Source organism: Trinickia sp. LjRoot230 (genome assembly GCF_964253315.1).
In the GTDB taxonomy this organism is placed as follows: Bacteria; Pseudomonadota; Gammaproteobacteria; order Burkholderiales; family Burkholderiaceae; genus Trinickia.
In genome coordinates, this window is sequence record NZ_CAXUQX020000001.1 from 707240 (window position 1) to 731975 (window position 24736).

22 protein-coding genes and 1 pseudogene are annotated in these 24736 nt (G+C 63.6%); 10 read left to right on the forward strand and 13 right to left on the reverse strand.

What is annotated here, in order from left to right:
• Window positions 1-11: 11 nt before the first annotated feature.
• A complete protein-coding gene (locus tag ACSQ20_RS03390; protein WP_436017445.1) occupies window positions 12-332 on the forward strand; it encodes an NAD(P) transhydrogenase subunit alpha in 321 nt (106 codons plus the stop codon).
• The gene (locus ACSQ20_RS03395) at window positions 333-1787 is read left to right on the forward strand and encodes an NAD(P)(+) transhydrogenase (Re/Si-specific) subunit beta (protein WP_436017447.1); all 1455 of its coding nucleotides are present in this window, start codon (window positions 333-335) and stop codon (window positions 1785-1787) included.
• Here ACSQ20_RS03395 and ACSQ20_RS03400 read toward each other — a convergent pair.
• The 7 genes and pseudogenes from ACSQ20_RS03400 to ACSQ20_RS03430 all read right to left on the reverse strand — a co-directional run.
• Window positions 1771-2511, reverse strand: a pseudogene (locus tag ACSQ20_RS03400) (helix-turn-helix transcriptional regulator); the annotation flags it as partial. The gene ACSQ20_RS03395 and the pseudogene ACSQ20_RS03400 sit on opposite strands and share 17 nt — an antisense overlap.
• A 129-nt stretch (window positions 2512-2640) precedes the next feature.
• The gene (locus ACSQ20_RS03405; RefSeq protein WP_436017449.1) at window positions 2641-3048 is read right to left on the reverse strand and encodes a VOC family protein; all 408 of its coding nucleotides are present in this window, start codon (window positions 3046-3048) and stop codon (window positions 2641-2643) included.
• A gap of 173 nt (window positions 3049-3221) precedes the next feature.
• Window positions 3222-4541 (reverse strand): THUMP domain-containing class I SAM-dependent RNA methyltransferase, encoded by a 1320-nt coding sequence (locus tag ACSQ20_RS03410; protein ID WP_436017451.1) that lies wholly within the window; start codon window positions 4539-4541, stop codon window positions 3222-3224.
• 114 nt (window positions 4542-4655) lie between these two features.
• On the reverse strand, window positions 4656-5393 hold the full coding sequence (locus ACSQ20_RS03415) for a PqiC family protein (protein ID WP_436017453.1): 738 nt from the start codon (window positions 5391-5393) through the stop codon (window positions 4656-4658).
• Window positions 5390-7057, reverse strand: a complete 1668-nt coding sequence (locus ACSQ20_RS03420; protein WP_436017455.1) for an intermembrane transport protein PqiB — start codon at window positions 7055-7057, stop codon at window positions 5390-5392. Before ACSQ20_RS03420 ends, ACSQ20_RS03415 begins: the two co-directional genes overlap by 4 nt.
• Window positions 7054-7743, reverse strand: a complete 690-nt coding sequence (locus tag ACSQ20_RS03425; protein WP_436017457.1) for a paraquat-inducible protein A — start codon at window positions 7741-7743, stop codon at window positions 7054-7056. Before ACSQ20_RS03425 ends, ACSQ20_RS03420 begins: the two co-directional genes overlap by 4 nt.
• Window positions 7744-7754: 11 nt before the next feature.
• Window positions 7755-8429, reverse strand: coding sequence for a paraquat-inducible protein A (locus ACSQ20_RS03430; RefSeq protein ID WP_436017459.1), 675 nt, complete (start codon window positions 8427-8429; stop codon window positions 7755-7757).
• Between the two features lie 375 nt (window positions 8430-8804).
• On the opposite strand from ACSQ20_RS03430, the gene ACSQ20_RS03435 reads away from it, so the two are divergent.
• The 6 genes from ACSQ20_RS03435 to ACSQ20_RS03460 all read left to right on the forward strand — a co-directional run bounded on the left by ACSQ20_RS03435 (window position 8805) and on the right by ACSQ20_RS03460 (window position 14979).
• Window positions 8805-9371: a cytochrome b gene (locus ACSQ20_RS03435; RefSeq protein WP_436017461.1), complete on the forward strand. Its 567-nt coding sequence runs from the start codon at window positions 8805-8807 to the stop codon at window positions 9369-9371.
• A 20-nt stretch (window positions 9372-9391) separates the two neighbouring features.
• Entirely contained in the window at window positions 9392-9976 is a 585-nt protein-coding gene (locus ACSQ20_RS03440; RefSeq protein WP_436022894.1) for a YceI family protein, read from the forward strand.
• 66 nt (window positions 9977-10042) lie between these two features.
• Complete coding sequence (locus ACSQ20_RS03445) at window positions 10043-10627, forward strand: YceI family protein (RefSeq protein WP_436017463.1); 585 nt, start codon at window positions 10043-10045, stop codon at window positions 10625-10627.
• Between the two features lie 310 nt (window positions 10628-10937).
• Window positions 10938-12626: a Vgb family protein gene (locus tag ACSQ20_RS03450; protein ID WP_436017465.1), complete on the forward strand. Its 1689-nt coding sequence runs from the start codon at window positions 10938-10940 to the stop codon at window positions 12624-12626.
• Window positions 12627-12731: 105 nt separating this feature from the next.
• The gene (locus ACSQ20_RS03455; protein ID WP_436017467.1) at window positions 12732-14009 is read left to right on the forward strand and encodes an MFS transporter; all 1278 of its coding nucleotides are present in this window, start codon (window positions 12732-12734) and stop codon (window positions 14007-14009) included.
• Window positions 14010-14226: 217 nt separating this feature from the next.
• Window positions 14227-14979, forward strand: coding sequence for a hypothetical protein (locus ACSQ20_RS03460; RefSeq protein WP_436017469.1), 753 nt, complete (start codon window positions 14227-14229; stop codon window positions 14977-14979).
• Between the two features lie 77 nt (window positions 14980-15056).
• Here the strand turns inward: ACSQ20_RS03460 and secF are convergent, their stop codons facing one another.
• The 5 genes from secF to queA all read right to left on the reverse strand — a co-directional run bounded on the left by secF (window position 15057) and on the right by queA (window position 20999).
• The gene (gene secF / locus ACSQ20_RS03465) at window positions 15057-16007 is read right to left on the reverse strand and encodes a protein translocase subunit SecF (RefSeq protein WP_436017471.1); all 951 of its coding nucleotides are present in this window, start codon (window positions 16005-16007) and stop codon (window positions 15057-15059) included.
• A gap of 27 nt (window positions 16008-16034) precedes the next feature.
• Window positions 16035-18110: a protein translocase subunit SecD gene (gene secD, locus ACSQ20_RS03470; RefSeq protein ID WP_436017473.1), complete on the reverse strand. Its 2076-nt coding sequence runs from the start codon at window positions 18108-18110 to the stop codon at window positions 16035-16037.
• A gap of 130 nt (window positions 18111-18240) precedes the next feature.
• The gene (yajC, locus tag ACSQ20_RS03475) at window positions 18241-18570 is read right to left on the reverse strand and encodes a preprotein translocase subunit YajC (protein ID WP_436017475.1); all 330 of its coding nucleotides are present in this window, start codon (window positions 18568-18570) and stop codon (window positions 18241-18243) included.
• Window positions 18571-18685: 115 nt separating this feature from the next.
• A complete protein-coding gene (gene tgt, locus ACSQ20_RS03480; RefSeq protein WP_436017477.1) occupies window positions 18686-19912 on the reverse strand; it encodes a tRNA guanosine(34) transglycosylase Tgt in 1227 nt (408 codons plus the stop codon).
• A 37-nt stretch (window positions 19913-19949) separates the two neighbouring features.
• The gene (gene queA / locus ACSQ20_RS03485; protein ID WP_436017479.1) at window positions 19950-20999 is read right to left on the reverse strand and encodes a tRNA preQ1(34) S-adenosylmethionine ribosyltransferase-isomerase QueA; all 1050 of its coding nucleotides are present in this window, start codon (window positions 20997-20999) and stop codon (window positions 19950-19952) included.
• 171 nt (window positions 21000-21170) lie between these two features.
• Here queA and recG point away from each other — a divergent pair, with 171 nt between their 5' ends.
• A complete protein-coding gene (recG, locus tag ACSQ20_RS03490; RefSeq protein WP_436017481.1) occupies window positions 21171-23498 on the forward strand; it encodes an ATP-dependent DNA helicase RecG in 2328 nt (775 codons plus the stop codon).
• 73 nt (window positions 23499-23571) lie between these two features.
• The gene (locus tag ACSQ20_RS03495) at window positions 23572-24531 is read left to right on the forward strand and encodes a hydrogen peroxide-inducible genes activator (protein WP_436017483.1); all 960 of its coding nucleotides are present in this window, start codon (window positions 23572-23574) and stop codon (window positions 24529-24531) included.
• Here ACSQ20_RS03495 and ACSQ20_RS03500 read toward each other — a convergent pair.
• A complete protein-coding gene (locus ACSQ20_RS03500; RefSeq protein ID WP_436017485.1) occupies window positions 24524-24718 on the reverse strand; it encodes a hypothetical protein in 195 nt (64 codons plus the stop codon). The genes ACSQ20_RS03495 and ACSQ20_RS03500 overlap by 8 nt on opposite strands.
• Between the last annotated feature and the right edge of the window lie 18 nt (window positions 24719-24736).

Here is a 24736-nt window from a genome sequence, read left to right on the forward strand (position 1 = left end):
GGAGAGCGGCGATGGAAATCATCAATCACACCGTCATCAATCTGATCATCTTCGTATTGGCGGTTTATGTCGGCTATCACGTCGTCTGGAACGTCACGCCGGCGCTGCATACGCCGCTGATGGCGGTAACGAACGCCATTTCCGCGATCGTGATCGTCGGCGCGATGCTCGCCACGGGCTTGACCATCGGCGGCGCGGGCAAGTTCTTCGGCACGTTCGCGGTGCTGCTGGCGGCCGTCAACGTGTTCGGCGGCTTTCTCGTGACGCGACGCATGCTCGAAATGTTCAAGAAGAAAGAACCGAAAAAGCTGGCGTCGAAGGAGGGTGCGTAAATGAGCATGAACGTCGTTACGCTCCTGTATCTCGTGGCGTCCGTTTGCTTCATTCAGGCGCTCAAAGGCCTCTCGAATCCGAAAAGCGCACGCGCAGGCAACGTCTTCGGCATGACCGGGATGGCGATTGCGATCCTCACCACGCTCGCGCTCATCGTCAAGGAGGCCGCGCTCTTCGGCTCGAACCTCTCGCTCGGCTTGGGGCTCGTTTTTGCCGCGCTTGTCGTGGGCGGGGCGCTCGGTGCCTATGTCGCGGCGCGCGTCGAGATGACGAAGATGCCCGAACTCGTGGCCGCGATGCACTCGCTCATCGGTCTCGCCGCAGTTGCCATTGCCTACGCCGTCGTGTCCGAGCCGGCCGCGTTCGGGCTCGTGCCGCCCGACGCACCCTATGCCGGCTACCTGCCCTACGGCAACCGCGTCGAGTTGTGCATCGGCACCTTCGTCGGCGCGATCACGTTCTCCGGATCGGTCATTGCATTCGGCAAGCTTTCGGGCAAATATAAATTTCGCCTGTTTCAAGGCGCACCGGTGATCTATGCCGGACAGCATCTGATCAATCTGATGCTCGCGCTCGCGATGCTCGGCTTCGGCATCATCTTCCTGCTCACGCAGTCGTGGCTGCCGTTCATCATCATGACGCTGATCGCATTCGCGCTCGGCGTGCTGATCATCATTCCGATCGGCGGCGCCGATATGCCGGTCGTCGTGTCGATGCTGAACTCGTATTCGGGGTGGGCCGCGGCGGGCATCGGCTTTTCGCTGAATAACGCGATGCTGATCGTGGCGGGTTCGTTAGTCGGCTCGTCGGGTGCGATTCTCTCGTACATCATGTGTCACGCGATGAACCGCTCGTTTTTCAACGTGCTGCTCGGCGGCTTCGGTGCCGAGCCCGGCACGGCGGCGGCCGGGGGCGCTACCGAGCAGCGGCCCGTGAAGGCGGGCTCGGCCGAAGACGCGGCGTTCATGCTCGGCAATGCCGAGACCGTTGTCATCGTGCCGGGCTACGGCCTGGCCGTGGCGCGCGCCCAGCATGCGCTCAAGGAGTTGACCGACAAGCTCGTGGACAAAGGGGTGGACGTGCGTTACGCGATCCACCCGGTGGCCGGCCGCATGCCGGGCCATATGAACGTTCTGCTGGCCGAAGCGGAGGTGCCGTACGACCTCGTGTTCGAGATGGATGACATCAATAACGAATTCGGACAGACCGATGTGGTGCTCGTGCTCGGCGCGAACGATGTCGTCAACCCGGCAGCCAAGAACGATCCGAAATCGCCGATTGCCGGGATGCCGATCGTCGAAGCTTATAAGGCGCGCACGGTGATCGTCAACAAGCGCTCGATGGCAGCCGGCTATGCGGGCCTCGACAACGAGCTCTTTTACATGGACAAGACGATGATGGTATTTGGCGACGCCAAAAAGGTCATCGAGGACATGGTCAAGTCGGTCGAGTAACGTGCGTCGCGGCTGTGCGCCGGGCTGACGAGGGTGCCTGCACGCGCCGCAGATAATCGGCAAGGCGCCGGCCCGCCATATCGGGGAACGGCTCGTTTAGTGTGACGTCGGTCATGCGCGAGATGTCGAAGTTGCGGAAATCCGCGCGCAGCTCGCACCATGCACCGACGGTCCACTGCCCGCCCCAGTACAGCAGGCTCAGCGGCCAGATGCGCCGCTCGGTCTGCGCGTTTTGCTTGTCGCGGTAGGCAAAGCGCACCACGTGGCGCGTATCCACCGCGCGATGCAACGCGTCGACGTTCTCCGAGAATTGCTGGTCGATATGAAATGATGGCGCGAAGACCGCGAGCCGCTCGAGCGTCGCGCGCTTGTCGGCCGGCATCGCCGAAGCGACTTTTGCCAGTGCGCTGCGCGCGCCCGCAGCCAGCGCGGCGCCACCCCACGTTTCGATCATGCGCGCCCCCGCGGCGAGCGCCGCCAATTCATCGGCCGTGAAGGTGAGCGGCGGCAGGCTGGCCGAGCGCGAGAGCCGATAACCAATGCCCGCCTCGCCTTCGATCGGCACCCCCGACAATTGCAGATCGCGCACATCGCGATAGATCGTGCGCGGCGAGACGTTCAGCCATTCGGACAATTGCTGCGCGGTGGTCAGCCGCCGGCCGCGCAGCAGCTCGGCAATCTGAAACAGGCGGTCGGCTCGACGGCTCATGACGGGTGGGGGCGAGGAACGGCGCGAAGGAAAGGGGGCGGGCTAGCAGCGCGACCCATGACAATGACAAAGTCGCGCTGCCTGGCGAGCGGCCGGCCACGACGCGATGATAGCCTGCGCCGCGACCGGCCGTGCCCCCCGCGTTTAGCGCAAATTCGGCGAATGCAGGCCGACCCGGTTGCCTTCGGTATCGATGAAAAAGCCGATGTAGCCGTAATTGTTCGGCAATTCGACGAGCGTGCCGTCCCTCGTGCCGCCTGCCCGTTCCACGCGTGCCAGTGCAGCTTGCAGCGAAGGCTCGGCATGCAGATACACGAGCGCGCCCGCGCCCGGTTCAGCCGGGCGCAACTGCGCCGGATTGTGAATGATGCAGCCGCCCGTCGCCGCTTCGTCAGCATGGGCGAACAAGGCCATCGGCACGCCGCCGACTACTTCGCGTGGCAGTTCGGTGTCCAGCGCGGCTTCGTAAAAACGGACGGCACGCTCGAAATCCATAGCGGGGATTTCGAACCAGGCGAGCACACGTGTTGCGGTAGCGGTTGCAGCGGTCATGACAGTCTCCATCGAAGGCGGCGGGGTTGCCGAACAAGTGCGCCGGAAAAGCGCGTGAGGAGAAGTCTGAACGGGGGCTGCTGACAGCGTTCTGTCAGCAGGATGTCAGCGGGGGGCTATTTCGACGATGGGTAGCCGATGGGCGATGGGCGCTTGAGCCCATCTGTCCGCCGTCATTCCGGCCGGGTGTCGTCCGTGCCGGGCTCGCTGGGCCGCCGCGGCTTGACGCTGCCGGTGACGAGATCGAAGCGAAACAACCGGCATTCGAGCGCGCCGTTGAAAAGCGGCGTCTTCGTCGATTCGCGCAGCCGCATCAGCCCTGGCAGTTTGCGGTCCGCCGTCAGCACGAACGCGTGCCAGCCCGAGAAGCGTTTTTTCAGCGCGTCGCCGAACGCTTGGAAGAATTCGGCGTCGGGTGCGTCGGGTTGCGCGCGCCGGAACCCGTCGCCGTCATGGTGCTCGCGCTCGCGGATCTCGCCGCGCGGCCCGCGCCCGCGTACTTCGATGCGTTCGCCATAGGGCGGATTGGCGATGACGATGCCGGGCGTCGAGGTGGGAGGCGTCATGACACGAGCGTCGAGCTGCTTGAGCGCGATGGCCGGCAGCCCCGCGCGAGCAAGGTTCGCACGCGCCTTTTCGAGCATGTCGCCCGAGATGTCGCTGCCGAAGATCTGCAGCGCGTCGGTGGTCGCTGCGCGCACGGCGCGTTTCGCGTCCAAGGCCTCGACCTTCATCGCCTGCCATGCGGAGACGTCGTACTGCTTGAGCTTTTCGAAGCCGAAACGACGCTCGACGCCCGGGGCAATGCCCAGCGCCATTTGCCCCGCCTCGGCGACAAACGTGCCGCTGCCGCACATCGGATCGTAAAGCGGCGTGCCGGGCGTCCAGCCCGCCACGCGCAAAATGCCGGCAGCCAGATTTTCGCGCAGCGGTGCCGCGCCCTTGTCGAGCCGCCAGCCGCGTTTGAAAAGCGGCTCGCCCGAGGTATCGAGATAAAGGGTGCAGGCATTCGCCGTCAGAAAAGCGAAGACGCGCACGTCGGGTTGGACCGTGTCGACGTTCGGCCGGGCGCCGCTCACTTGGCGCAAGCGGTCACAGACCGCGTCTTTTACGCGCAGCGTCGCAAATTCGAGGCTGCGCAGCGGCGACTTGATCGCCGTCAGGTCGACGCGCAGCGTTTCTTTCGCCGAGAACCACGCCTCCCATTGCTGCTCGGCCGCCAGCGCGTAGATGTCCTGCTCGTTGCGGTAAGCGCGCTCGGCGATCTTGAGCAGCACGCGGCTTGCAATGCGCGAATGCAGGTTCGCGGCCATGCCGATGGTCCAGCCGCCCCGGAAATGGACGCCGCCCGGCACAGCCGCGCCCGGCGAGAAAACTGCTTGCGCGGCACCCGGGTAGGGGCGCGCGGCGATTTCCGCAAGCTCGGCAGCGAGCGCTGCTTCGAGCCCGCGGGGGCAGGGCGCGAAAAAATCAAACGACGTCGGGGAGTGCATAGGGCTGCGCGATGCGGGAAAAGACGCACATTGTACGCGCCCGCGCATACCGCCCGAAGCGCGGCGCCTACGCCGGTGCGCCGTTGAGCGCGTACCGTGCGACGCCGCGGCTCGCTATTTCGCGACAGCCTGCGTGCCGGCCGCGCATTCGCCGGTGCTACCGGTGCTTCCCGCGCTTGCCGCCTTCGCCGCGCGGCCCGGTGCTTGCGAGGCGAGCGTGCGTACCACCGAGGCGATGTCGTCGGCCATTTGATCAACGGCGCGCCGGTGGCCGTCGACCAGCGCGGCAAAGCCCGCGCCGACGGGCACCGTGGCGAGCGTCCGGCAGGTGGTTACCGCCTGCGTGCGCACGGCGCGCACGCTCCAGACGGCATCCAGCACCGCGCGGGAGCCCGGCCACGACTCGAAGCGCCGTACGTTGACGGTGACGCGGTAGACGGGCGTCGCATCGGGGTACGGCGCGCCGTAGACGTCGAACGTGCTGAGCCGGGCAGCCAGATCGCCCGACAGCGCGCGGCGGATCTCGTTGGCGGGCGGCGAGGCCCAGCGCTCTTGCTCCAGCACGTCGACGCGCGTGTCACCCGTTTCGACGACGAACTGGTTACGCGACACCTCCGCAGGCGTGCTGATGGGCGGGACTTCGATCAGCAACGCCGGCTGCGCGGCCTGCCCCGCATAGGCCGACATAGCCGATGGCTGCACGGCGAGCGCCCCGCCGCCCGCGCCGAGCGTGTAAAACCGGCTTGCGGGCGAGGCGCAGGCCGCCAGCGCCGCGACGCAGGCCCAGGCGGCGGCGCGCGCGAACGCGAATGTGAGCGCGCGGCTAATCGAGCAAAGACGATCGGACATCATGGTTGGCCATCCTTGGCTTTGCCGCGCAACAGCGATTCGGGGTGCCGTTCGAGGTAATCGGCGAGCGCGTTCAGCGATTGAAGCGTTTGCGTCAGCTGATTCAACGCCTGGTGCATATCCGATTGCAGCGGCGAGTCCTGCTGCAGGGCTGCTTGCGCCGTGCCGAACGTCTGCCGCGCCGCGGCCAGCGTATCGCGCGCTTGCGGCGCCAGTTCCGTGTCGAGCTGCTTGAACAGATTGTTCGCGCTCTTCAACGTACCGTTCAAATTTTGGCTGATCTCGTCGAACGGCACCTTGTCGAGCTTCTTGGCGATGTCGGCCACTTGCACCTGCAGCTCCTCGAGCGTGTTGGGCACCGTCGGCAGCACGATCGGCGTATGGTTCATGTCGACGGACGCACGCGCGGCGTTCGGGAATATATCGACGGCGATATAGAACTGGTTGGTCAGCAAATTGCCCGTTCGCAACTGCCCGCGCAGCCCATGGGCGACGAGCTTGCCGAGCAGATCCTTGCCGGCGCTCGGGCCGCCGCGCGCGATGGCCTCGCGGAAATGCTTGCCGAGCCTGTCGGGGAACAGATGCATCGTCACCGGCATCGTGAAGTTGCGCGCGAGCGGGTCGTATTCGACGCCGATTTGCGTCACTTCGCCGAGTTCGATGCCACGAAAATCGACCGTCGCACCAGGCGAGAGCCCGCGCAGCGACTGATTGAAGTTCATGACGACGGTGAGCGGCGGACCGTCCGGCTCGCGCATCGCATCGGCCTCGTTGCCTGCAAGGCGGAACACCGAATCATCCGGTGCCACTTCGCCGACGGCCTCGCCGGGCGGAGACTGAAACGCGAGCCCGCCGACGATGACGGTCGCAAGCGACTGTGTATTGAGCTTGAGCCCGCTCGAATCGAGCCGCAGGTCGACGCCGCTTGCGTGCCACCAGCGCGAATTGGTGCCGACGTATTGATCGTAGGGCGCGTTGACGAACACTTCGATTGTGACGCCGGTGCCGTCCTTGTCGAGCGAGAAGGCGACCACCTGGCCGACCTGCACGCGCCGATAGTAAACTGGCGAGCCGATATCGAGCGAGCCAAGCGAGGCGCCATGGACGGTATAACGGCGGCCTCGTTGGTCGCCGGTCACGGCCGGCGGTTTTTCGAGGCCGACGAATTCCGACTGCGCTTCGTGCGAGCGGCCGGCATCGACGCCGATATACGAGCCCGACAGCAGCGTATTCAGGCCCGATACGCCGCTCGCGCCAATGCGCGGGCGCACGATCCAGAACTTCGTGTCCTCGACGGCGAAATTCTCCGCTTCCTTCGTCAACTCCACTTCGACGAGTACGCGGCTGTGGTCGCGCGACAACCGAATGGTTTTCACCGCGCCGATATCGACATCCTTGTACTTCACCTTCGTCTTGCCGGGCTCGAGGCCTTCCGCCGTCGAGAAGTTGATGCTGATGATCGGGCCGCGGTCCACGATGGATTTGACGACGAGCGCGATGCCGATGAGCGCCGCGACGAGCGGCACGAGCCAGACGAGCGATGGCAGCCAGCCGCCGCGGCGCGCCGCGATGGGCTCGGGCAACTCGGGTGGCAACTCCGGCGGTAGCTCGGAGCCGCCCGGCGGGCCGCCGTTATCGTGAGGGGGCTGTCCTTGCGGGCTGGTCATGGTGTCGGTCCTGAATGGGGCCGGCCGTGGCCGGGAGTGATGCCGTCCTTGCGGTGGGCGCCGCGGGGGAGATCGACGCTATCCCAGATGAGCCTGGGGTCGAACTGCAGCGACGCCATCATCGTCAGCACGACGACGGCCGCGAACGCGAGCGCACCCCAGCCCGCGGTAATGACGGCCAGCGACTTGAAGCGCACGAGCGCGACGGTGAGCGTGATGACGAACACATCGAGCATCGACCACCGGCCGATGCGCTCGACGATCCGATAGAGCATGGTGCGCTCGTGCGGGCGCCACGACGAGCGGCGCTGCGCAGTGAGCGCAAGCAGCGAGAGCACGCTGAGCTTGAGCATCGGCACGAGGATGCTGGCGACGAAGACAATGACGGCAAGCGGCCAGTCACCGGAGACCCAGAAGTAGACGACACCGCTCATGATCGTGTCGTCCTGGTTGCCGAACAGCGAACTGGTGTGCAGCACCGGAAGCAGATTGGCGGGGATGTAGAGCAGCGCCGCGGCGATCAGCAGCGCCCACGTGCGCATGATGCTGTCGGGGTGGCGCCGATGGAGCGTGGCACCGCAGCGCGAGCAGTGTTGCGCGTGATGCGGACGTTTTTCCCGTGCTTCGACGTTGCCGCAGGCGTGGCAACTGACAAGGCCGGCGCGCGCTGCTGTCAGGTAGGTCATGGCGCGGCCTGTCAATTGCGCGGACTGTGCCGGCGTGGCGGAGCGCCCGGCGACGCCCGCGCCGGCGAGCCGCCGCGGCGAACGGCGAGCGCATCCGCGATGTCCCAGAGCACCCGCGGATCGAACATGACGACGACAGCCAGCATCAACGTCAAACCTCCGAAGGCGAACAGCGCGGCGTTTGGAATCACCCGCGCGAGGCTCGTCATTTTGACGATTGTGACGAGAATGCCGAGCATCAGCACTTCGATCATCCCCCACGGGCGTACGAACTGAATCGCGCGCAACACGAGGTTGAACGCAGGCGGCACGACGCCCGCGCGAACCGGCATCAGCAGATAAAGCAACGCAACGAGTTCGACGAGCGGAAAGAGGATCGTCGAGCAAAACACGACGACAGCCACGAGCTGCATGTCCTCGTTCCAGAGCGCAACCAGCGAACCCATCAGGGTGGTCTGCGACGTCACCCCGTTTAGTTCGAGTTCGACGATCGGAAAGGCCTGCGCAATCAAAAACGTGATCAACGCCGCCAGCGTCAGTGCCGCGATGCTGTCGAGATGGGCGGCACTTGATCGAAACAGGATTGCGCCGCAGCGCGGACAACGCGCGTTGCCCTGCGCCGAATGGTGCGGTTTGCGCAACAGTGCGTCGCATTCATGGCATGCAATCAGGTTCAGGCGGTTCATAAGCAGCAGGTGTCTTCCTCGCATAACGCGAGTGTGCGTGGGCCGGCACGGCGGCGGGTCGACGCGCCTTGGTGCCTCGCAAACCCGCGCCCATCTTACCAAATGGGCTTTGGGCGAACCGTCGAGGCGAGTGCATTTGCGCGCGGCGCATGCTGATTTCGTCGTGGCAGGCCGTATGTGGCGTCGGCTCGGCGCGCGCCGCTCGCGCGAAGTTTGCCGCGCAATTGCCTGCCGGGGGCGACGCACGCGTGTTTTCGGCTTGGGGTAGCATGGCGGCCGTTGGAATAAGAACGGAGCCGAAAACGTTATGTCATCGTTGCCTGCTCCTACGCTTTCCGAGCCATTAACGTAACCGATGCCATCTGGCGCTGCACCATGCCAACCCAATACAAGTCAACTTTCGGCGAGCCTCAGGGGTATTCGCGCATGGCCATCGCCTTTCACTGGCTGATCGCGTTGTTGATCGCGAGCGCCTTCGCGATCGGCCTTGTCATGACGAGTATCCCCGGCTTTACTCCGACCAAGCTGCGTTATTTCTCGTGGCACAAGTGGATCGGCGTGACCGCGTTCGTGTTGGCGGCCGCGCGTATCGTCTGGCGCGCGACGCACCGCGCGCCGCCGCTGCCGGCCCACATGAGCCGCTGGCAGCGGGGCGCAGCGCACGCCGTTCATGCACTGCTTTACATCTTGATGATCGCCGTGCCGGTCACCGGCTACCTGTACAGCTCGGCGGCGAACGTGCCCGTTGTCTATCTCGGTTTGGTGCCACTGCCGCGCATCATCAGCCCGGACCCCGAATGGAAGGCGATTCTGAAGACCGCGCACGTTACGCTCGATTACGGCCTCGCGGCGCTCGTGCTCGCGCACGTGGGCGCCGCGCTCAAGCACCAGTGGATCGACCGGGACCGCTTGCTGTCGCGGATGATCCCGTTTTTAAAATGAGTTCAACTACTGTTATGAAAATGAAAGCATCGTTTTACCGCTATATGCTGGGGGCGTTTGCCGCGGCGACGCTTGCCGCCGCGAGCATTGCGCAGGCCAACGCACAGGCACCGGCATTGGTCGATCTCGCAAAAAGTTCGATCGTTGCGACGTCGAAGCAGATGAACGTGCCGGTCGACGGCAAGTTTACGAAATTTACGGCACAAGTCAGCTTCGATCCGGCCAAGCCCACTGCAGGCAACGCGCAGTTCACGGTCGATGTGGCGAGCTACGACCTCGGCGACAAGGAGTACAACACGCAGGTGGCCGGCCCCGACTGGTTCGATGCCAAGCGCTATCCGAGCGCGACCTTCGTTTCGAGCGCGATTGCCGCCGTGGGCGGCAACAAATACACCGTGAGCGGCAAGCTGACGATCAAGGGCAAGACGCAAAACGTCGCGATCCCGGTCACGGTGACGCAGCAAGCCGGCACGCAGGTGTTCGACGGCGCGCTGCCGATCAAGCGTTTGCAATTCGATATCGGCACGGGCGAATGGAAGGATACGTCCGTCGTTGCCGATGAAGTGACCATTAAGTTCCATATCGTTGCCGCCAAGAAAAGCTGAACGGCAGCGCTGCTAAACGATATTTAATTTTCGCCGCCGAGAAGGTGGCTCGCATCCGGAGAGTTCATGAAAAAACATCTGCTTATCGCTGCCGCGGCCTTGAGCGCATCGATTTCGAACATCGCATTTGCCGCCGACACCTATCAGCTTGACCCGAACCACACGTATCCGAGCTTTGCGGCCGACCACTTCGGCGGCCTTTCTGTGTGGCGCGGCAAGTTCACGAAGAGCGCCGGCGTGGTGACGCTCGATCGGCAGGCGAAGACGGGCACGGTCGATGTGACCATTGATCTCGGTTCGCTCGATACGGGCAACAAGAAACTCGATGAGCATCTGAGCGGCAACGAATTGTTCGACGTGACCAAATTTCCGGCCGCGACCTACAAGGGCACGCAGATCAAATTCGATGGCGACAAGCCAGTCGAAGTGGTCGGCACGCTGACGATGCATGGTGTGACGAAACCCGTGAACCTCAAGATCGAATCGTTCAAATGCATGCCGCATCCGGTGTTCAAGCGCGAAGTGTGCGGCGTCGAAGCGGCCACCACGTTTGATCGCTCGGACTTCGGGCTCGATTTCGGCAAACAGTACGGCTTCAAGATGGCAACGGAGCTGCATATCCAGGCCGAAGGCATCAAGCAGCAACAGTAAATTCGGGGCGCTGGCCGCCCATCGCATTGCACGTCGATGTGGAAGAAACCGCCGCGAGCTGCTGGCTCGCGGCGGTTTTTTTGCGTTGGAAGTCGGTCGACAAGCACTACCGACATTCCGTAACGTTCAATGAAAATTAATAAAAGCCTACGTTTTTGCCGGAGGTGTTGCGCTGCGAAGCTGATTACAGTGACTGCCGGATGCGTCGTCGCGATATCGCCGGCTGCGTGTCTTTCGGCGTGGGGGGCGGGTACTGCGCCACTTATACACCCAGTGTTGCCCGCCTCAAAAGGGCGGCGACAGAAAGGAGATGCACGTGTCCCGGTCATTGAACATATTCGTTAGTCTGTTCCTCCTCGTCCTGCCCACGCTGTGTGCCGCGACGGGCTTGCCGTCGATCAGATGGAGCGCACCGGAGACGGTCGTTTCCCCATCGAGCTTCACGGGCGTGCACGGACTGGCCGTGGACAAAGCCGGCCGGCTGCTGGCGGGCAGCGTGCTCGGCAATGCGATCTGGCAGGTCGATCGCCGCACCGGAGCGGCCAAGGTTTTCATCGGCGGGCCGCAAGGGCAGGCCGACGATATCGCCGTGGGGCCAAACGGCGAATTGGCATGGACCAACTTCTTGATGGGCATCGTTCGTTACCGTGCGAGCGATAGCGCCCCGATCCGAGCGATCGCCACCGATCTGCCCGGCATCAATTCCATTGGTTTTGACCGCAACACCGGCAAGCTCTACGTAAGCCAGGTGTTTGTCGCGGATGCGCTATGGGAAATCGACGTCTCTGGTATCAATCCGCCCAGGCTGATCGCGAAAGACCTGGGCGGCCTCGAGGGATTCGAGGTCGGGCCCGACGGCATGATCTATGGTCCGCTCATGTTTAAAGGCCGTGTCGTGAAGATCGATCCGGCGAACGGTGCCGTGAGCCTGATCAACGATACGTTCAAGCTTCCGCTTGGAGCCAACCTAGACGGCAAGGGTAACCTTTGGGTTGTCGATGCGGCGACGGGCGAGCTGGACAAAGTCGATCTCGCGACCGGGAGCAAGACCGTGTTTCGGACCTTGAAGCCTTCGCTCGATAACCTCGCGATCGCCCCGGAAGGGACCATCTACGTCTCGAACATGGCCGACAATTCGGTCGAGGCGATCGACCCGGCGACCGGTGCCGACACGGTGCTCACGCATGGCGCAGTGGCGGCACCGTCAGGGATCAAGGTGTCGAACGGCACGATGTGGCTCGCCGATGTGTTCGCCTATCGCAACGTCGACTTGGCGACAGGCAAGGTGACCGACGTGGCGCGCATGTTCGCTGACGGCTCGACACTGCAAGAGCCGCTCGGGCTCGGCCTGTCCGATTCCCTCGTTGCGTTGAGCTCATGGCTGACCGGTACAGTGCAATTGCTCGATCGCAGGACCAACAAGACGCTCGCCACCACGGACGGCTGGCAGGCGCCGTACGATGCGCTGCCGCTAGCCGACGGTACGGTGCTTGTCGCCGAATACGCCACCGGCAACATCACGCGGCTGAGCGGCGCCGATTTTGCCACGCGTACGGTCGTGGCGAGCGGCCTTACCGGCCCCGTGCAAATGACATCGGTGCGCGATGGCGCGATCTACGTAACCGAAGCAGGGGGCAATGTCGTCAGCGTACGGCTTGTCGACGGGCGCAAACGCGTGGTGGCGAGCGGCCTCTCGATGCCCGAAGGCGTCGCCCGGACGCCGTGGGGCACGCTCGTGATTGCGGAGGCGGGCGCCGCACGTCTGACGGAGCTCGATCCTGTGAGCGGTTTGCGCCGGACGGTGGCCGCGCAATTGCCGATCGGCCTCGAAGCCAGCCCAGGCTCGCCGCAGCCTTATGTGCCGACGAGTGTGGCGGTCGATGCCGATGGCACCGTTTATTTCCCGGCGAACCGCAACAACGGAATCTACCGGGTGCGGCCCAAGTGGCTCGGCGGGTATGGCGGCACGCAGTCCAGTGAGTTGGTGCAGCCTTTTTAAGCGCTCCATACCTCAGGCGTTGCGCGCGGCATTTTCGCCGGACATACTTGCTGCGGCCGCCGCTATCGCCGGATAGCCCGATAGCTGATATCAGGGGAGACACGTATGAGTGAGACGCTGAGCGCAGGATCTGTCGCAACCCGCAACCATGTCTGGCGCGCGGTGCTCGCGACCTCGATAGGCAACGCGCTCGAATGGTTCGATCTGGTTATCTACGGGTTTTTCGCGGTCCTGATCGCCAAGCTGTTTTTCCCGGCCGGCAACGAGACCGTGTCGCTGCTGCTGACGCTCGGGACGTTCGGCGTGTCTTTCTTTATGCGTCCGCTGGGTGCGATAGTCATTGGGGCATACGCTGACCGCGCGGGCCGCAAGGCGGCGCTCACGCTGTCGATCTTGCTGATGATGATCGGAACGGCCATCATCGCCGTGCTGCCGACTTACGAGCGCATCGGCGTGGCGGCGCCACTGATTCTTGTGGCGGCGCGGCTTGTGCAGGGCTTTTCCGCTGGCGGCGAATTCGGCAGCGCTACCGCATTTCTCGCCGAGCATGTGCCGCACCGGCGCGGCTTCTTTGCGAGTTGGCAGGTGGCGAGCCAAGGGCTCACGACGGTGCTGGCGGCCGTGTTCGGTGCGGTGCTCAATGGCGCGCTGACGCACGAGCAACTGGCCTCGTGGGGTTGGCGCGTGCCGTTCGTGTTTGGTCTGATGCTCGGGCCGATCGCCTACTACATCCGCTCGAATGTCGATGAAACGCCCGAGTTCCTCGCCGCGCAGACGACGCGCACTCCGCTGGCCGACACCTTTGCCACCCACAAAACGCGGCTGGCGATTGCGATCGGCATTGTCGTGCTGGGCACTGTGGCAACCTACCTCGTGCTGTTCATGCCGACGTACGGCATTAAGCAACTGAACCTGTCGCCGTCGATTGCGTTTTCGGCCATCTTGCTGACCGGCGCGATTCAGATGATTGGTTCGCCGTTCGTCGGGCATCTGTCGGACCGCCATGGGCGCACGCGCATCATGCTGATATCGGCGGTGCTGATGCTCGTACTGATCTATCCGGCGTTCGCCTGGCTCGTCGCGCGGCCTACCACGGCCGTGCTGATGACAGTGCTGATCGGTTTCGGCGTGCTGATGACCGGATACTTTGCGGCGCTGCCGGGGCTGCTCTCCGAGATCTTCCCCGTTGCCACGCGCACAACGGGCATGTCGCTCGCTTATAACATTGCGGTGACGCTCTTCGGCGGGTTCGGGCCGTTCATCATCGCGTGGTTGATTCGCGCCACGGGTGAAAAAGTGGCACCGAGTTTTTACTTGATGTTCGCGGCTGCCGTGAGTATCGCGGCGCTCGTCGGGGCGCGGCGGGTGCTGGGTTCCAAGTGAGATAGCGGGCGGGGCGTTTCGTTGGCCCGCTGACGGCTTCGGACGGTTTTGTTGGCGTACGTGGATCGATGCGAATATTGCTCTCGTAGTTGGCTTATTCCGCTCGGGCCCATCTACGGGCGACAACCCTTGTTCGCAGAACCGATGAGGGATATTTCGCTCGAACTATCAATGTACTGACGATGAGCAGCAATATTTATTTTTCGCGAACAATCCCATGGCCCTATCCACCCGTGCCCTTGACCGCATTGCGTCCTGCTCATGGATCGGCGATGAGCCGATGAGCGCTGAGGAAGTTATATCGAGACCTCCCCTTGGCCCGGTCTTCCGCGAGTTGTCCCCTCTGATGCCCGACACCGGTCCCTTCGAGCAGCACAAGATGACAAGGCAATTCAGCTATTCGTCAAAAAAGGGCGACCGTGCCTCAGAGACAGTTGGGCCAATAGTGGACCTTCGCTTTATCCGCCTGCCCGGAATCTTCTATCGCCGTATTACGGTCAAAGACTTCGATTTCACGTCCGCTCCCGAATATCGACGCGAGCCTATTCCAATGAAGCGGGTGACGTTTGCAATAAAGGAGCACCGCGTTGAGACCGTTGTCAACGGCAAAAAGGAAACAGGAAACGTGGCGAAATACCAAGCCGCTATCGTTACCGGGCCACTCGGCGAGCGTTACGTGCCCGGGAATTTTGCTAATTCCTTCGAGCAGGACCCTGATAACCCGTGGCAGTATCGTCCGAAACCGGAAACGAACATCCGCGCGATTGAAATGACAGAGCCCGTTGAATTCATGCCGCCCTGGAAGCAGCTGCAGCGAATCGAGAGGGGACAGTTTGCGAGAACCGTCGTTGACTTGCCCGACGGTACGCCCGACGCTCGCCTTATCGAGGAGAGCGCCTTCAATCTCACTTGGGTTCTCAAGGCGCTCGTCAACGATGATGGCGAGACGCCGCCTGTTGCTCCCGCATAAAAAAAGCGCGGCCCGCGTTGATTCGCGGGCCGCGCTTTTTGCTTGATGGATACCGCATAAGCGGAAAAACGCCTTGATTACACTTCCGCGCCCGCGTTCGGATCATTCGGATCGTGACGCTGGCGCTTATCCTTGAGCAGATCCTCGCGCTTCACCCCCAGCCACATCGCCAGCGCTGCAGCGACGAACACCGACGAGTAGATGCCGAACAAAATGCCGATCGTGAGCGCCAGCGCGAAGTAGTGCAGCGTCGGGCCGCCGAACAGGAACATCGACAGCACCATCATCTGCGTGCAGCCGTGCGTGATGATCGTGCGCGACATCGTGCTGGTAATCGCGTGGTTGATGACTTCCATGACCGTCAACCTGCGCTCGCGCCTGAACGTCTCGCGAATCCGGTCGAAGATGACGACCGACTCGTTGACCGAATAGCCGAGCACGGCAAGCACCGCTGCCAGCACAGACAGCGAGAACTCCCATTGGAAGAACGCGAAGAAACCGAGAATGATGATGACGTCGTGCAAGTTCGCGATGATACCGGCCACCGCATACTTCCATTCGAACCGGAACGACAGGTAAATCATGATGCCGACCACGACGCAGGCCAGCGCGAGCAACCCGTTCGTTGCCAGCTCCTTGCCGACCTGCGGCCCGACGAACTCCACGCGCTGCAGTTGCGCGGCCGCGTTTTGCTGCGTGAGCGCCGCCATGACCTGCGTGCTTTGCTGCGACGACGTTAGCCCCGCTTTGAGCGGCAAGCGGATCATCACGTCGCGCGAGGTGCCGAATGTCTGAACCTGCGCGTCAGGGTAGCCGAGCGCGCTCAACGTCGTGCGCACGGGCTCGAGTTGAACGGCCTGCGGATACTGCACCTCGACCACCGTACCGCCGGTGAATTCCACCGAGAGGTGCAAGCCGCGATGCAGCAGGAAGAACACGGCGGCGAAGAACGTCAGAAAGGACACCGCGTTGAAAATCAACGCGCGCTGCATGAACGGAATGTCTTTGCGGATGCGGAAAAATTCCATGTTTTTCTCTGTGGACCTGGAGCCCCGTTAGCGGGACGAACCCGGTTTGCGCGGCGCGGCGCCTTCGCGTGCACGGTTGCGTAGTACGGGTTTGCCTTCACGCTTGCCTTGCCCGCTCTTGCCCTTGCCCGTGTTGCCCGACGCAGCAGCGCCCGGGGAGGGCAGGGCGGCGCTCGCGCGAGCGGTATCGGTGTCGGCATCGGCCTCGCTGTACTCGGCCAGACCGCCGGCACCCGCGCCTGCTTCGGCCGGACGCCAGACCTGGCCAATCGCAAGCGACTTCAGCTTTTTCTTGCCGCCGTACCAGAAATTGACAAGGCCGCGCGAGAAGAACACTGCTGAGAACATCGACGTCAAAATGCCGATGCAGTGCACCACCGCAAAGCCGCGTACCGGCCCAGAGCCGAACGCGAGCAGCGCTAGGCCTGCGATCAACGTCGTGACGTTCGAATCGATGATTGTCGCCCAGGCGTGCGTGTAGCCGTTTTGGATCGCGAGCTGCGGCGGCGCGCCGTTGCGCAACTCTTCGCGCACGCGTTCGTTGATCAGCACGTTCGAATCAATTGCCATACCGAGCGCAAGCGCGATAGCGGCAATGCCGGGCAGCGTCAGCGTCGCTTGCAGCATCGACAATACGGCGACGAGCAACAGCAAGTTTACCGACAGCCCGATCACCGAAACAACGCCGAACAACATGTAGTACGCGACCATGAAGACCGTGATCGCGGCGAAGCCATAGACGACCGAGTCGAAGCCCTTTTTGATGTTGTCGGCGCCCAGGCTTGGGCCGATCGTGCGCTCTTCGATGATGTCCATTGGCGCCGCGAGCGAGCCGGCCCGCAGCAGCAACGCGAGATCGGCGGCGGCTTGCGGTGTCGGTTGGCCCGTAATTTGAAAGCGGTCGCCCAGTTCCGATTGGATCGTCGCCACCGTCAGCACCTGGCCCTTGCCCTTTTCGAACAGCACCATCGCCATCGGCTTGCCGATGTTGTCGCGCGACACGCTGGCCACGGCCCGGCCCGCCGCCGAGTTCAAGCGAATGTTCACGGACGGGCGCTGGTGTTCGTCGAAGCCCGCCGAGGCGTCGATGATGCTATCGCCCGTTAAGATCACCTGCTTTCGCAACAGCACCGGAACCTGATTGCCTTCGGTGAAGAGTTCGTCGCCGGCGGGCACCGGGTCGCTTGGCGCGGGGTGCGTGTTGACCGGGTCGGCCAGCCGCGCCTCGAGCGTGGCCGTGCGGCCGATGATTTCCTTCGCCTTCGCCGTGTCCTGCACGCCGGGCAGCTCGACGACGATACGCTCGGCACCTTGCTGCTGGATGATCGGCTCGGCGACGCCAAGTTCGTTGACGCGATTGTGCAGCGTCGTGATGTTCTGCTTGACGGCTGCGGCCTGCACGCTTTGTTGTTGCGCGGGCGAGAACGTGCCGACGAGTTCGGTGCCGCCGCCTTCGGCGGCAGGGCGCGCGGCCCATTGCAGTTCGGTGATCGACCGTGCGAGTTGCGTGCGGGCCGTTTCGGCGACGCTGGCATCGGCAAAACGGATCACCACCGATTGGCCTACGCGATTCACGCCGCCATCGCGGATATTGTTCTCGCGCAAGAACGTGCGTGCATCCGATGAGTCGGCGTCGAGGCGCTTGTTGAGCGCGCCGGCCATGTCGATTTGCATCAGAAAGTGCACGCCGCCGCGCAAATCGAGGCCGAGATACATCGGCAGCGCATGCAGTGCGGTCAGCCAGCGCGGCGAGGCGCTTTGCAGGTTCAACGCAACGATGTATTGCGGGTCCGCGGGATCGGGGTTCAGCGCCTTTTGCAGCGCATCTTTCACGTGCAGTTGGGTATCGGTGTCCTTCACGCGCACACGAATGTTCGCGTTGGTGGCGCCGTTATCGAACGTGACGTCGTCGGGCTTGATCTGGTTCGCGGCCAACGCGGCTTCGACTTGCGAAAGCGTGGTCGAATCGAGCTTGACGGTTGCCTTGCCGCTCAACACCTGTACCGCCGGCGCTTCGCCGTAGAAGTTGGGCAATGTGTACAGAAGGCCGATGGCAAGCGCCACGGCCATCACGACATATTTCCAGAGGGGATAACGATTCATGGGATGAGCCGAACGGGAGTGGGCGTAAAGGCGCGGCGTGCGGCAGCGTGGCGGCAGGGCCGCCACGCATGGCGGATCAGCCAACCATGCGGGCGAGGCACCAGCAGCGCCGGACGCGATGAAGACGGCGTCAGAGCGACTTGATCGTGCCCTTAGGGAGAATCGTCGTGACGGCGGCTTTTTGCACGACGACTTCGGTGCCCTCGGCAATCTCGACGCCGACGTAGGCTTCGCCCACCTTCGTCACTTTACCGACGACGCCGCCCGTCGTCACGACCTCGTCGCCCTTGGCCATGGCGGAGAGCATGTTGCGATGCTCTTTCTGGCGCTTCATTTGCGGCCGGATCATGATGAAATACAGCACCGCGAACATGAGGACGAGCGGCAAAAAGCTCATGATGCTCGACTCGGCGCTGCCGCCGGCAGCGCTTTGCGCGAATGCGTTGGGAATCAAGGACACGTTGGTTTCTCCATAAAAACGTTCGCCAATGATCTGAGAAGATCAAAAAAAGCCGCGTATTTTACCACCGCCGGCCGTTGCGAAACCGGCGCATCGCCGCGGCCGGACGTTCGGCCTATTCGGTCCCTCTTGCGCGTTCCTCGGCAAAGCGCTTGGCGAACGCGCCGAAGGTTTGCGTTTCGATTGCCGCACGCATTTCGCGCATCAATTCGAGGTAGTAGTGCAGGTTGTGAATCGTGTTCAGTTGCGCGCCGAGAATTTCGCCGACGCGGTGCAGATGGTGCAAATATCCACGCGTGAAGTGGCGGCAGGTATAGCAGGCACAGCTTTCGTCCAGCGGGCGCAGCGAATTGCGGTGCGTCGCATTGCGAATCTTGATGTCGCCGAAACGCGTGAAGAGCCAGCCATTGCGCGCATTGCGGGTCGGCATCACGCAGTCGAACATGTCGATGCCGGCCGCCACGCCGGCGACGAGATCCTCCGGCGTGCCGACGCCCATCAAATAGTGCGGCTTGTCGGCCGGCAGGCGCGGGCCGATGTGTTCGAGCAGCCGCAGCATCTCCTCTTTCGGTTCGCCCACCGACAGTCCGCCGATGGCGATGCCGTGAAAGCCGATATCCGTCAGCCCCGCCAACGATTCATCGCGCAAGTCTTCGTACATGCCGCCCTGCACGATGCCGAATAGCGCGTTCGGGTTGGAAAGGCGCGCGAATTCGTCGATCGAGCGCTTCGCCCAGCGCAGCGACATGCGCATCGAGGCGGCCGCGTCGTCGTGCGAAGTGGGCACGCCGGCCGTCGCGTAAGGCGTGCATTCGTCGAACTGCATGACGATGTCCGAATTCAACACTTTCTGAATCTGCATGGAGACTTCGGGCGAGAGGAACAGCTTGTCGCCGTTGATCGGCGAGGCGAACGTCACGCCCTCTTCGGTGATCTTGCGCAGCTCGCCGAGCGAGAACACTTGAAAGCCGCCCGAATCAGTCAGGATCGGGCGATGCCAGCCCATGAAACCATGCAAGCCCTCGTGGGCCGCGATGGTTTCGAGGCCCGGGCGCAGCCACAAATGAAACGTGTTGCCGAGCACGATGCGCGCCTGGATGTCTTCGAGTTCGCGCGGCTGAATGGCCTTGACCGTGCCATAGGTGCCCACAGGCATGAAGATCGGCGTGTCGACGACGCCGTGATTGAGCGTGAGGCGGCCGCGCCGCGCGGCACCGTCGGTCGCGAGCAGTTCGAAAGCAAGGCCATCCGGCGCATCGCCCGCGGCCGCCGCGTGATGGCAATGGTGATCGTCAGTATCGGTGTGTTCGTGTGCGTGTGCGTTGGGATGACCATCGGTCATGCGTGACTCCTGTTGCCTGTGTGTTGCCTACGTTTGCCTACGTTTCGCGGCGCGTGAGCAGCATTGCGTCACCGTAGCTGAAAAAGCGGTAGCGCGCATCGATAGCGTGTCGATAGGCGGCGCGGATCGTCTCCATGCCGGCGAACGCGGAAACGAGCATCAGCAGCGTCGACTTCGGCAGATGAAAGTTGGTCACCAGCCGGTCCACCACGCGAAAGCGGTAGCCCGGCGTGATGAAAATATTGGTTTCCGCCGAGGTGGCCGAAAGCGGTTGTCCCGCCGCTTCGGCGTCGCGCGCAGCGGCTTCGAGCGCACGCAGCGAGGTGGTGCCGACCGCAACCACGCGCGCGCCGCGCGCCCGTGTGGCGGCGATTTTGTGGATGAGCGCGGGCGGCAGGTGGTACCACTCGCTATGCATCTTGTGCTCGGCGACGTTTTCCACGCGTACCGGCTGGAACGTGCCGGCGCCGACGTGCAGTGTCAGCGTCGCGTGTTCGATGCCGCGCGCGGCGAGCTGCTCGAGCAGGCGGTCGTCGAAATGCAGGCCCGCGGTGGGCGCCGCGACGGCGCCCGGGTGTTGCGCGAAAACGGTTTGATAGCGTAGCTCGTCGGCGGCATTCGGGTCGTGCTCGATGTAAGGCGGCAGCGGCAGGCGGCCGTGGCGCTCGATCAGTTCGAGGCACGCGGCCGGAAAGTGCAGCGTGTAAAACGGCTCCACGCGCTCGCCGACCAGCACGTCAAAGGCGTCGGCCAGATGCAGCGTCGTGCCCGGCGAGGGCGGTTTGCTCGCGCGGATCTGAGCCAAAGCCGTGCGCTCGCCTGTCACGCGCTCGATCAAGACCTCGATTTTTCCGCCGCTGGCCTTGTGGCCGAAAAAGCGGGCCTTGAGCACCCTGGTATCGTTGAAAACGAGCAGATCTCCGGGCGACAAGCACTCGGGCAGCTCGACAAAGCGGCGGTCAACCAGGCGCGCGGGCGTGTGCGCGGCGTCGACCTCGAGCAGACGGCTCGCGCTGCGCTCGGGCAGCGCCTCTTGTGCAATCAGCTCGGATGGCAGATTGAAATCGAAATCGGAAAGCGTGAACATGCTGCGTTGGTCGGCGTGGGCGGCGCGGCCCCGAGCCCGATCGGGCCGGCAAGCCGCTATGATCGCGAAAACGCTTGCCCGGCTCGACCGGGTTGACCAGGTTGGCCGTATCGTCGGCCACAAGGCGCGTTTCACGTCTGAAAAGCCGATATTGTACTTGCGAAGAGACTCATGCCCCTGCCCCGACAACATCCGCCGCAACCGTACGACGACGCCGCAACGCCCGAGCCGGGCGCGCGCGACCCGGCGTCGGCCGCGAGCGCGGCGCTTGCCGGCAACGCGCGTGGGCGCCGCGGGTCGGCGGCTGCCGGGTCGAATAACAAGTCGAATAAAGAGACGAATGACGAGCCGGACGCCGTACCGAACCCCGCCGGCACAGAGCAGGCGGGCGCCTCGCGCAAACCTGCCAAGCCGGTCGACAAACTCGCAAAGCTTGGCCTCACACGCGACATCGATCTCGTCCTGCATTTGCCGATGCGCTACGAGGACGAGACTTCGCTTACTCCGATCGGCGAGCTGCAGCCGGGCGAGACAGCGCAGACCGAGGGCGTCGTGTTCGACAACGAGATCACCTACCGGCCGCGGCGCCAACTCATCGTCAAACTGCGCGACGCGGCGGGCGACGCATTGATCCTGCGCTTTTTGAATTTCTACGGCTCCCAGGTCAAGCAGATGGCCGAGGGCCAGCGGTTGCGCGTGCGCGGGGACGTGCGCGACGGCTTTTTCGGGCTCGAGATGGTGCACCCGAGCGTGCGTCCGGTCGACGAGGATACCCCTTTGCCGCAGGCGTTGACACCGGTCTATCCGAGCACGGCGGGCGTGTCTCAAGCCTATTTGCGCAAGGCAATCGACAATGCGCTGGCACGCACGCCGCTGCCGGAGTTGCTGCCCGAGCCGCTCGGCACTGCGTATGGCGGCCGGCTCGGGTTGCCGCCGCTCGCGCAAGCGGTGCGCACGCTGCATCACCCGGGCGCCGATGCCGACGAGGCCGCGCTCCTCGATGGCACGCACCCAGCCTGGTCGCGCATCAAGTTCGACGAATTGCTCGCGCAACAGCTGTCGCTCAAGCGCGCGCATGACGAGCGCCGCCGCCGTACCGCGCCGCCGATGCCGCGCCGTAGGGAACAGGAAGCCGGGGAAGAGCGCGAAGAAGGCGAGGGCAGCCCCGGTTCGCTGGCGTCGCGCTTGCTGCGCGGTCTGCCGTTCGCATTGACGGGCGCACAGGCGCGCGTCGTGACTGAAATCTCGGCCGAGCTTGCCGCGCCGCATCCGATGCAGCGGTTGCTGCAAGGCGACGTGGGCAGCGGCAAAACGGTCGTCGCGGCTTTGGCGGCCGCTCAGGCGATCGACGCCGGCTATCAGGCGGCGATGATGGCGCCGACCGAAATTCTCGCCGAACAGCATGCGCGCAAGCTGCAAGGCTGGCTGGAACCGCTCGGCGTCCGTGTGGCGTGGTTGGCGGGCAGCCTCAAGGCGAAGGACAAGCGAACGGCACTCGAGGCTGCGGCGTCCGGCGCGGCGCAGCTCGTGATCGGCACGCACGCGATGATTCAGGACACCGTGGAATTCGCCCGGCTCGGGCTCGTGATCGTCGACGAGCAGCATCGCTTCGGCGTGGCCCAGCGCTTGGCGCTGCGCGCGAAAGCGCACCGCGCGGCCGACGGTGCGCGCGATTTCCAGCCGCACCAGTTGATGATGTCGGCCACGCCGATTCCCCGCACGCTGGCAATGACCTACTACGCCGACCTCGACGTATCGACCATTGACGAGCTGCCGCCAGGCCGCACGCCGATCGTCACGAAGCTCGTGTCCGATGCGCGTCGCGACGAGGTGGTCGCGCGCGTGCGCGAGGCGGCGCTGACGGGGCGGCAAGTCTATTGGGTATGCCCGCTGATCGAAGAAAGCGAGACACTGCAATTGCAAACGGCGGTGGAAACGTTCGAGACGCTGGCCGCCGCGTTGCCCGAGCTGCGTGTCGGCCTCGTGCACGGCAGGCTTGCGCCGGCCGAAAAGGCCGCCGTGATGGAGGCGTTCTCGCGCAACGAGGTGCAGTTGCTGGTCGCCACGACGGTGATCGAGGTCGGTGTCGATGTGCCGAACGCGTCGCTGATGGTGATCGAGCATGCGGAGCGGTTTGGTCTGGCGCAGTTGCATCAATTGCGCGGCCGCGTCGGGCGGGGCAGCACGGCGTCGGTGTGCGTGCTGCTCTACGGTGGGCCGTTGTCGCAGACGGCGCGCGCGCGCCTCAAGACGATGCGCGAGACGACGGACGGCTTCGAGATCGCCCGACGGGATCTGGAGATTCGCGGCCCCGGCGAATTCCTGGGGGCGCGGCAATCGGGCGCGACGATGCTGCGTTTTGCCGATCTCGAGCACGACGCATGGCTGATCGAGCCGGCCCGCGAAGCGGCGGCGACGCTCGTGTCGGCGTATCCCGAGGTGGTCGTCGCGCACCTTGCCCGCTGGCTGGGCGGGCGAGAGCATTACCTGAAGGCGTGACCCCGGCGGTTGGCGAATTCGCGCAGCCGGTGTATAAGTTAAACCTATCAGCTTTACACTTTGATTGTCCCCAATGACGCTCACCGAACTCAAATACATCGTTGCGGTTGCACGCGAGCGGCACTTCGGTCGCGCGGCCGAAGCCTGTTTCGTCAGTCAGCCGACGCTCTCCGTGGCGATCAAAAAGCTTGAAGACGAGTTGAACGTGCAGATTTTCGAGCGTGGCACCAGCGAAGTCAGCGTGACGCCGATCGGCGAGCAGATCGTCACGCAGGCGCAGCGCGTGCTGGAGCAGACGCTTGCCATCAAGGAAATCGCGAAGCAGGGCAAGGACCCGCTGGTTGGACCGCTTCGGCTTGGCGTGATCTACACGATCGGGCCGTACCTGTTGCCCACGCTCGTCAAGCAGATGATCAAGCGCGTCCCGCAGATGCCGCTGATGCTGCAGGAAAATTACACGCTCAAGCTGATCGAGCTGCTCAAGCAAGGCGAGATCGATGTCGCGATCATGGCGCTGCCGTTTCCCGAAACGGGCCTGATGGTGCGCCCGCTGTACGACGAGCCGTTCGTTGTCGCAATGCCGGCGGGGCATGCGTGGGAATCGCGCAAGAAGATCGATGCCGACGATCTCAAGCAGGAAACCATGTTGCTGCTCGGCACGGGCCATTGTTTTCGCGATCAGGTGCTCGGCGTGTGCCCGGAACTGATGCGGTTTTCGCAGACGGCCGACGGCATCCAGAAAACGTTCGAGGGTTCCTCGCTGGAGACGATCCGACATATGGTTGCAAGCGGGGTCGGCATTACCGTTTTACCGCGCATGTCCGTGTCGGAAGTGAAGGCGCATGCGGGCGGTCCTGATGCGGGCTTGCTCAGCTACGTGCCGTTCAACGAACCCATCCCCGACCGTCGCGTGGTGCTGGCCTGGCGCAAAAGCTTCACGCGCATTCCGGCCATCGATGCGATCAGCGAAGCCATCGCCGGTTGCGATCTACCCGGCGTGACCAAGCTCGACATGCCGGTCGCGGTCAACTGATCTGTTCGGCTATCGAATAGATAAAATCAATTAATTTACTGTATTCGATAGCATCGAATACACTTTTTCCATGGCCCGCAGCGTCGCGGCGCTTTTGGAGGAAGTATGTCGCCAGTCGTTTTCCATTCATCGGTGCGCCGCGCTGATTGGCGTGCCGTCGTTTTTTCTCTGCTTGCCGATCGCGCACTCGCGGCTTGAATTCGCA

What these genes read in the sequence shown, in the direction of transcription:
- ACSQ20_RS03390 (WP_436017445.1), top strand. Translation starts at nt 12, where the DNA reads ATGGAAATCATCAATCACACCGTCATCAATCTGATCATCTTCGTATTG.
- ACSQ20_RS03395 (WP_436017447.1), top strand. Translation starts at nt 333, where the DNA reads ATGAGCATGAACGTCGTTACGCTCCTGTATCTCGTGGCGTCCGTTTGC.
- ACSQ20_RS03405 (WP_436017449.1), bottom strand. Translation starts at nt 3,048, where the DNA reads ATGACCGCTGCAACCGCTACCGCAACACGTGTGCTCGCCTGGTTCGAA.
- ACSQ20_RS03410 (WP_436017451.1), bottom strand. Translation starts at nt 4,541, where the DNA reads ATGCACTCCCCGACGTCGTTTGATTTTTTCGCGCCCTGCCCCCGCGGG.
- ACSQ20_RS03415 (WP_436017453.1), bottom strand. Translation starts at nt 5,393, where the DNA reads ATGATGTCCGATCGTCTTTGCTCGATTAGCCGCGCGCTCACATTCGCG.
- ACSQ20_RS03420 (WP_436017455.1), bottom strand. Translation starts at nt 7,057, where the DNA reads ATGACCAGCCCGCAAGGACAGCCCCCTCACGATAACGGCGGCCCGCCG.
- ACSQ20_RS03425 (WP_436017457.1), bottom strand. Translation starts at nt 7,743, where the DNA reads ATGACCTACCTGACAGCAGCGCGCGCCGGCCTTGTCAGTTGCCACGCC.
- ACSQ20_RS03430 (WP_436017459.1), bottom strand. Translation starts at nt 8,429, where the DNA reads ATGAACCGCCTGAACCTGATTGCATGCCATGAATGCGACGCACTGTTG.
- ACSQ20_RS03435 (WP_436017461.1), top strand. Translation starts at nt 8,805, where the DNA reads ATGCCAACCCAATACAAGTCAACTTTCGGCGAGCCTCAGGGGTATTCG.
- ACSQ20_RS03440 (WP_436022894.1), top strand. Translation starts at nt 9,392, where the DNA reads ATGAAAGCATCGTTTTACCGCTATATGCTGGGGGCGTTTGCCGCGGCG.
- ACSQ20_RS03445 (WP_436017463.1), top strand. Translation starts at nt 10,043, where the DNA reads ATGAAAAAACATCTGCTTATCGCTGCCGCGGCCTTGAGCGCATCGATT.
- ACSQ20_RS03450 (WP_436017465.1), top strand. Translation starts at nt 10,938, where the DNA reads ATGCACGTGTCCCGGTCATTGAACATATTCGTTAGTCTGTTCCTCCTC.
- ACSQ20_RS03455 (WP_436017467.1), top strand. Translation starts at nt 12,732, where the DNA reads ATGAGTGAGACGCTGAGCGCAGGATCTGTCGCAACCCGCAACCATGTC.
- ACSQ20_RS03460 (WP_436017469.1), top strand. Translation starts at nt 14,227, where the DNA reads ATGGCCCTATCCACCCGTGCCCTTGACCGCATTGCGTCCTGCTCATGG.
- secF (WP_436017471.1), bottom strand. Translation starts at nt 16,007, where the DNA reads ATGGAATTTTTCCGCATCCGCAAAGACATTCCGTTCATGCAGCGCGCG.
- secD (WP_436017473.1), bottom strand. Translation starts at nt 18,110, where the DNA reads ATGAATCGTTATCCCCTCTGGAAATATGTCGTGATGGCCGTGGCGCTT.
- tgt (WP_436017477.1), bottom strand. Translation starts at nt 19,912, where the DNA reads ATGACCGATGGTCATCCCAACGCACACGCACACGAACACACCGATACT.
- queA (WP_436017479.1), bottom strand. Translation starts at nt 20,999, where the DNA reads ATGTTCACGCTTTCCGATTTCGATTTCAATCTGCCATCCGAGCTGATT.
- recG (WP_436017481.1), top strand. Translation starts at nt 21,171, where the DNA reads ATGCCCCTGCCCCGACAACATCCGCCGCAACCGTACGACGACGCCGCA.
- ACSQ20_RS03495 (WP_436017483.1), top strand. Translation starts at nt 23,572, where the DNA reads ATGACGCTCACCGAACTCAAATACATCGTTGCGGTTGCACGCGAGCGG.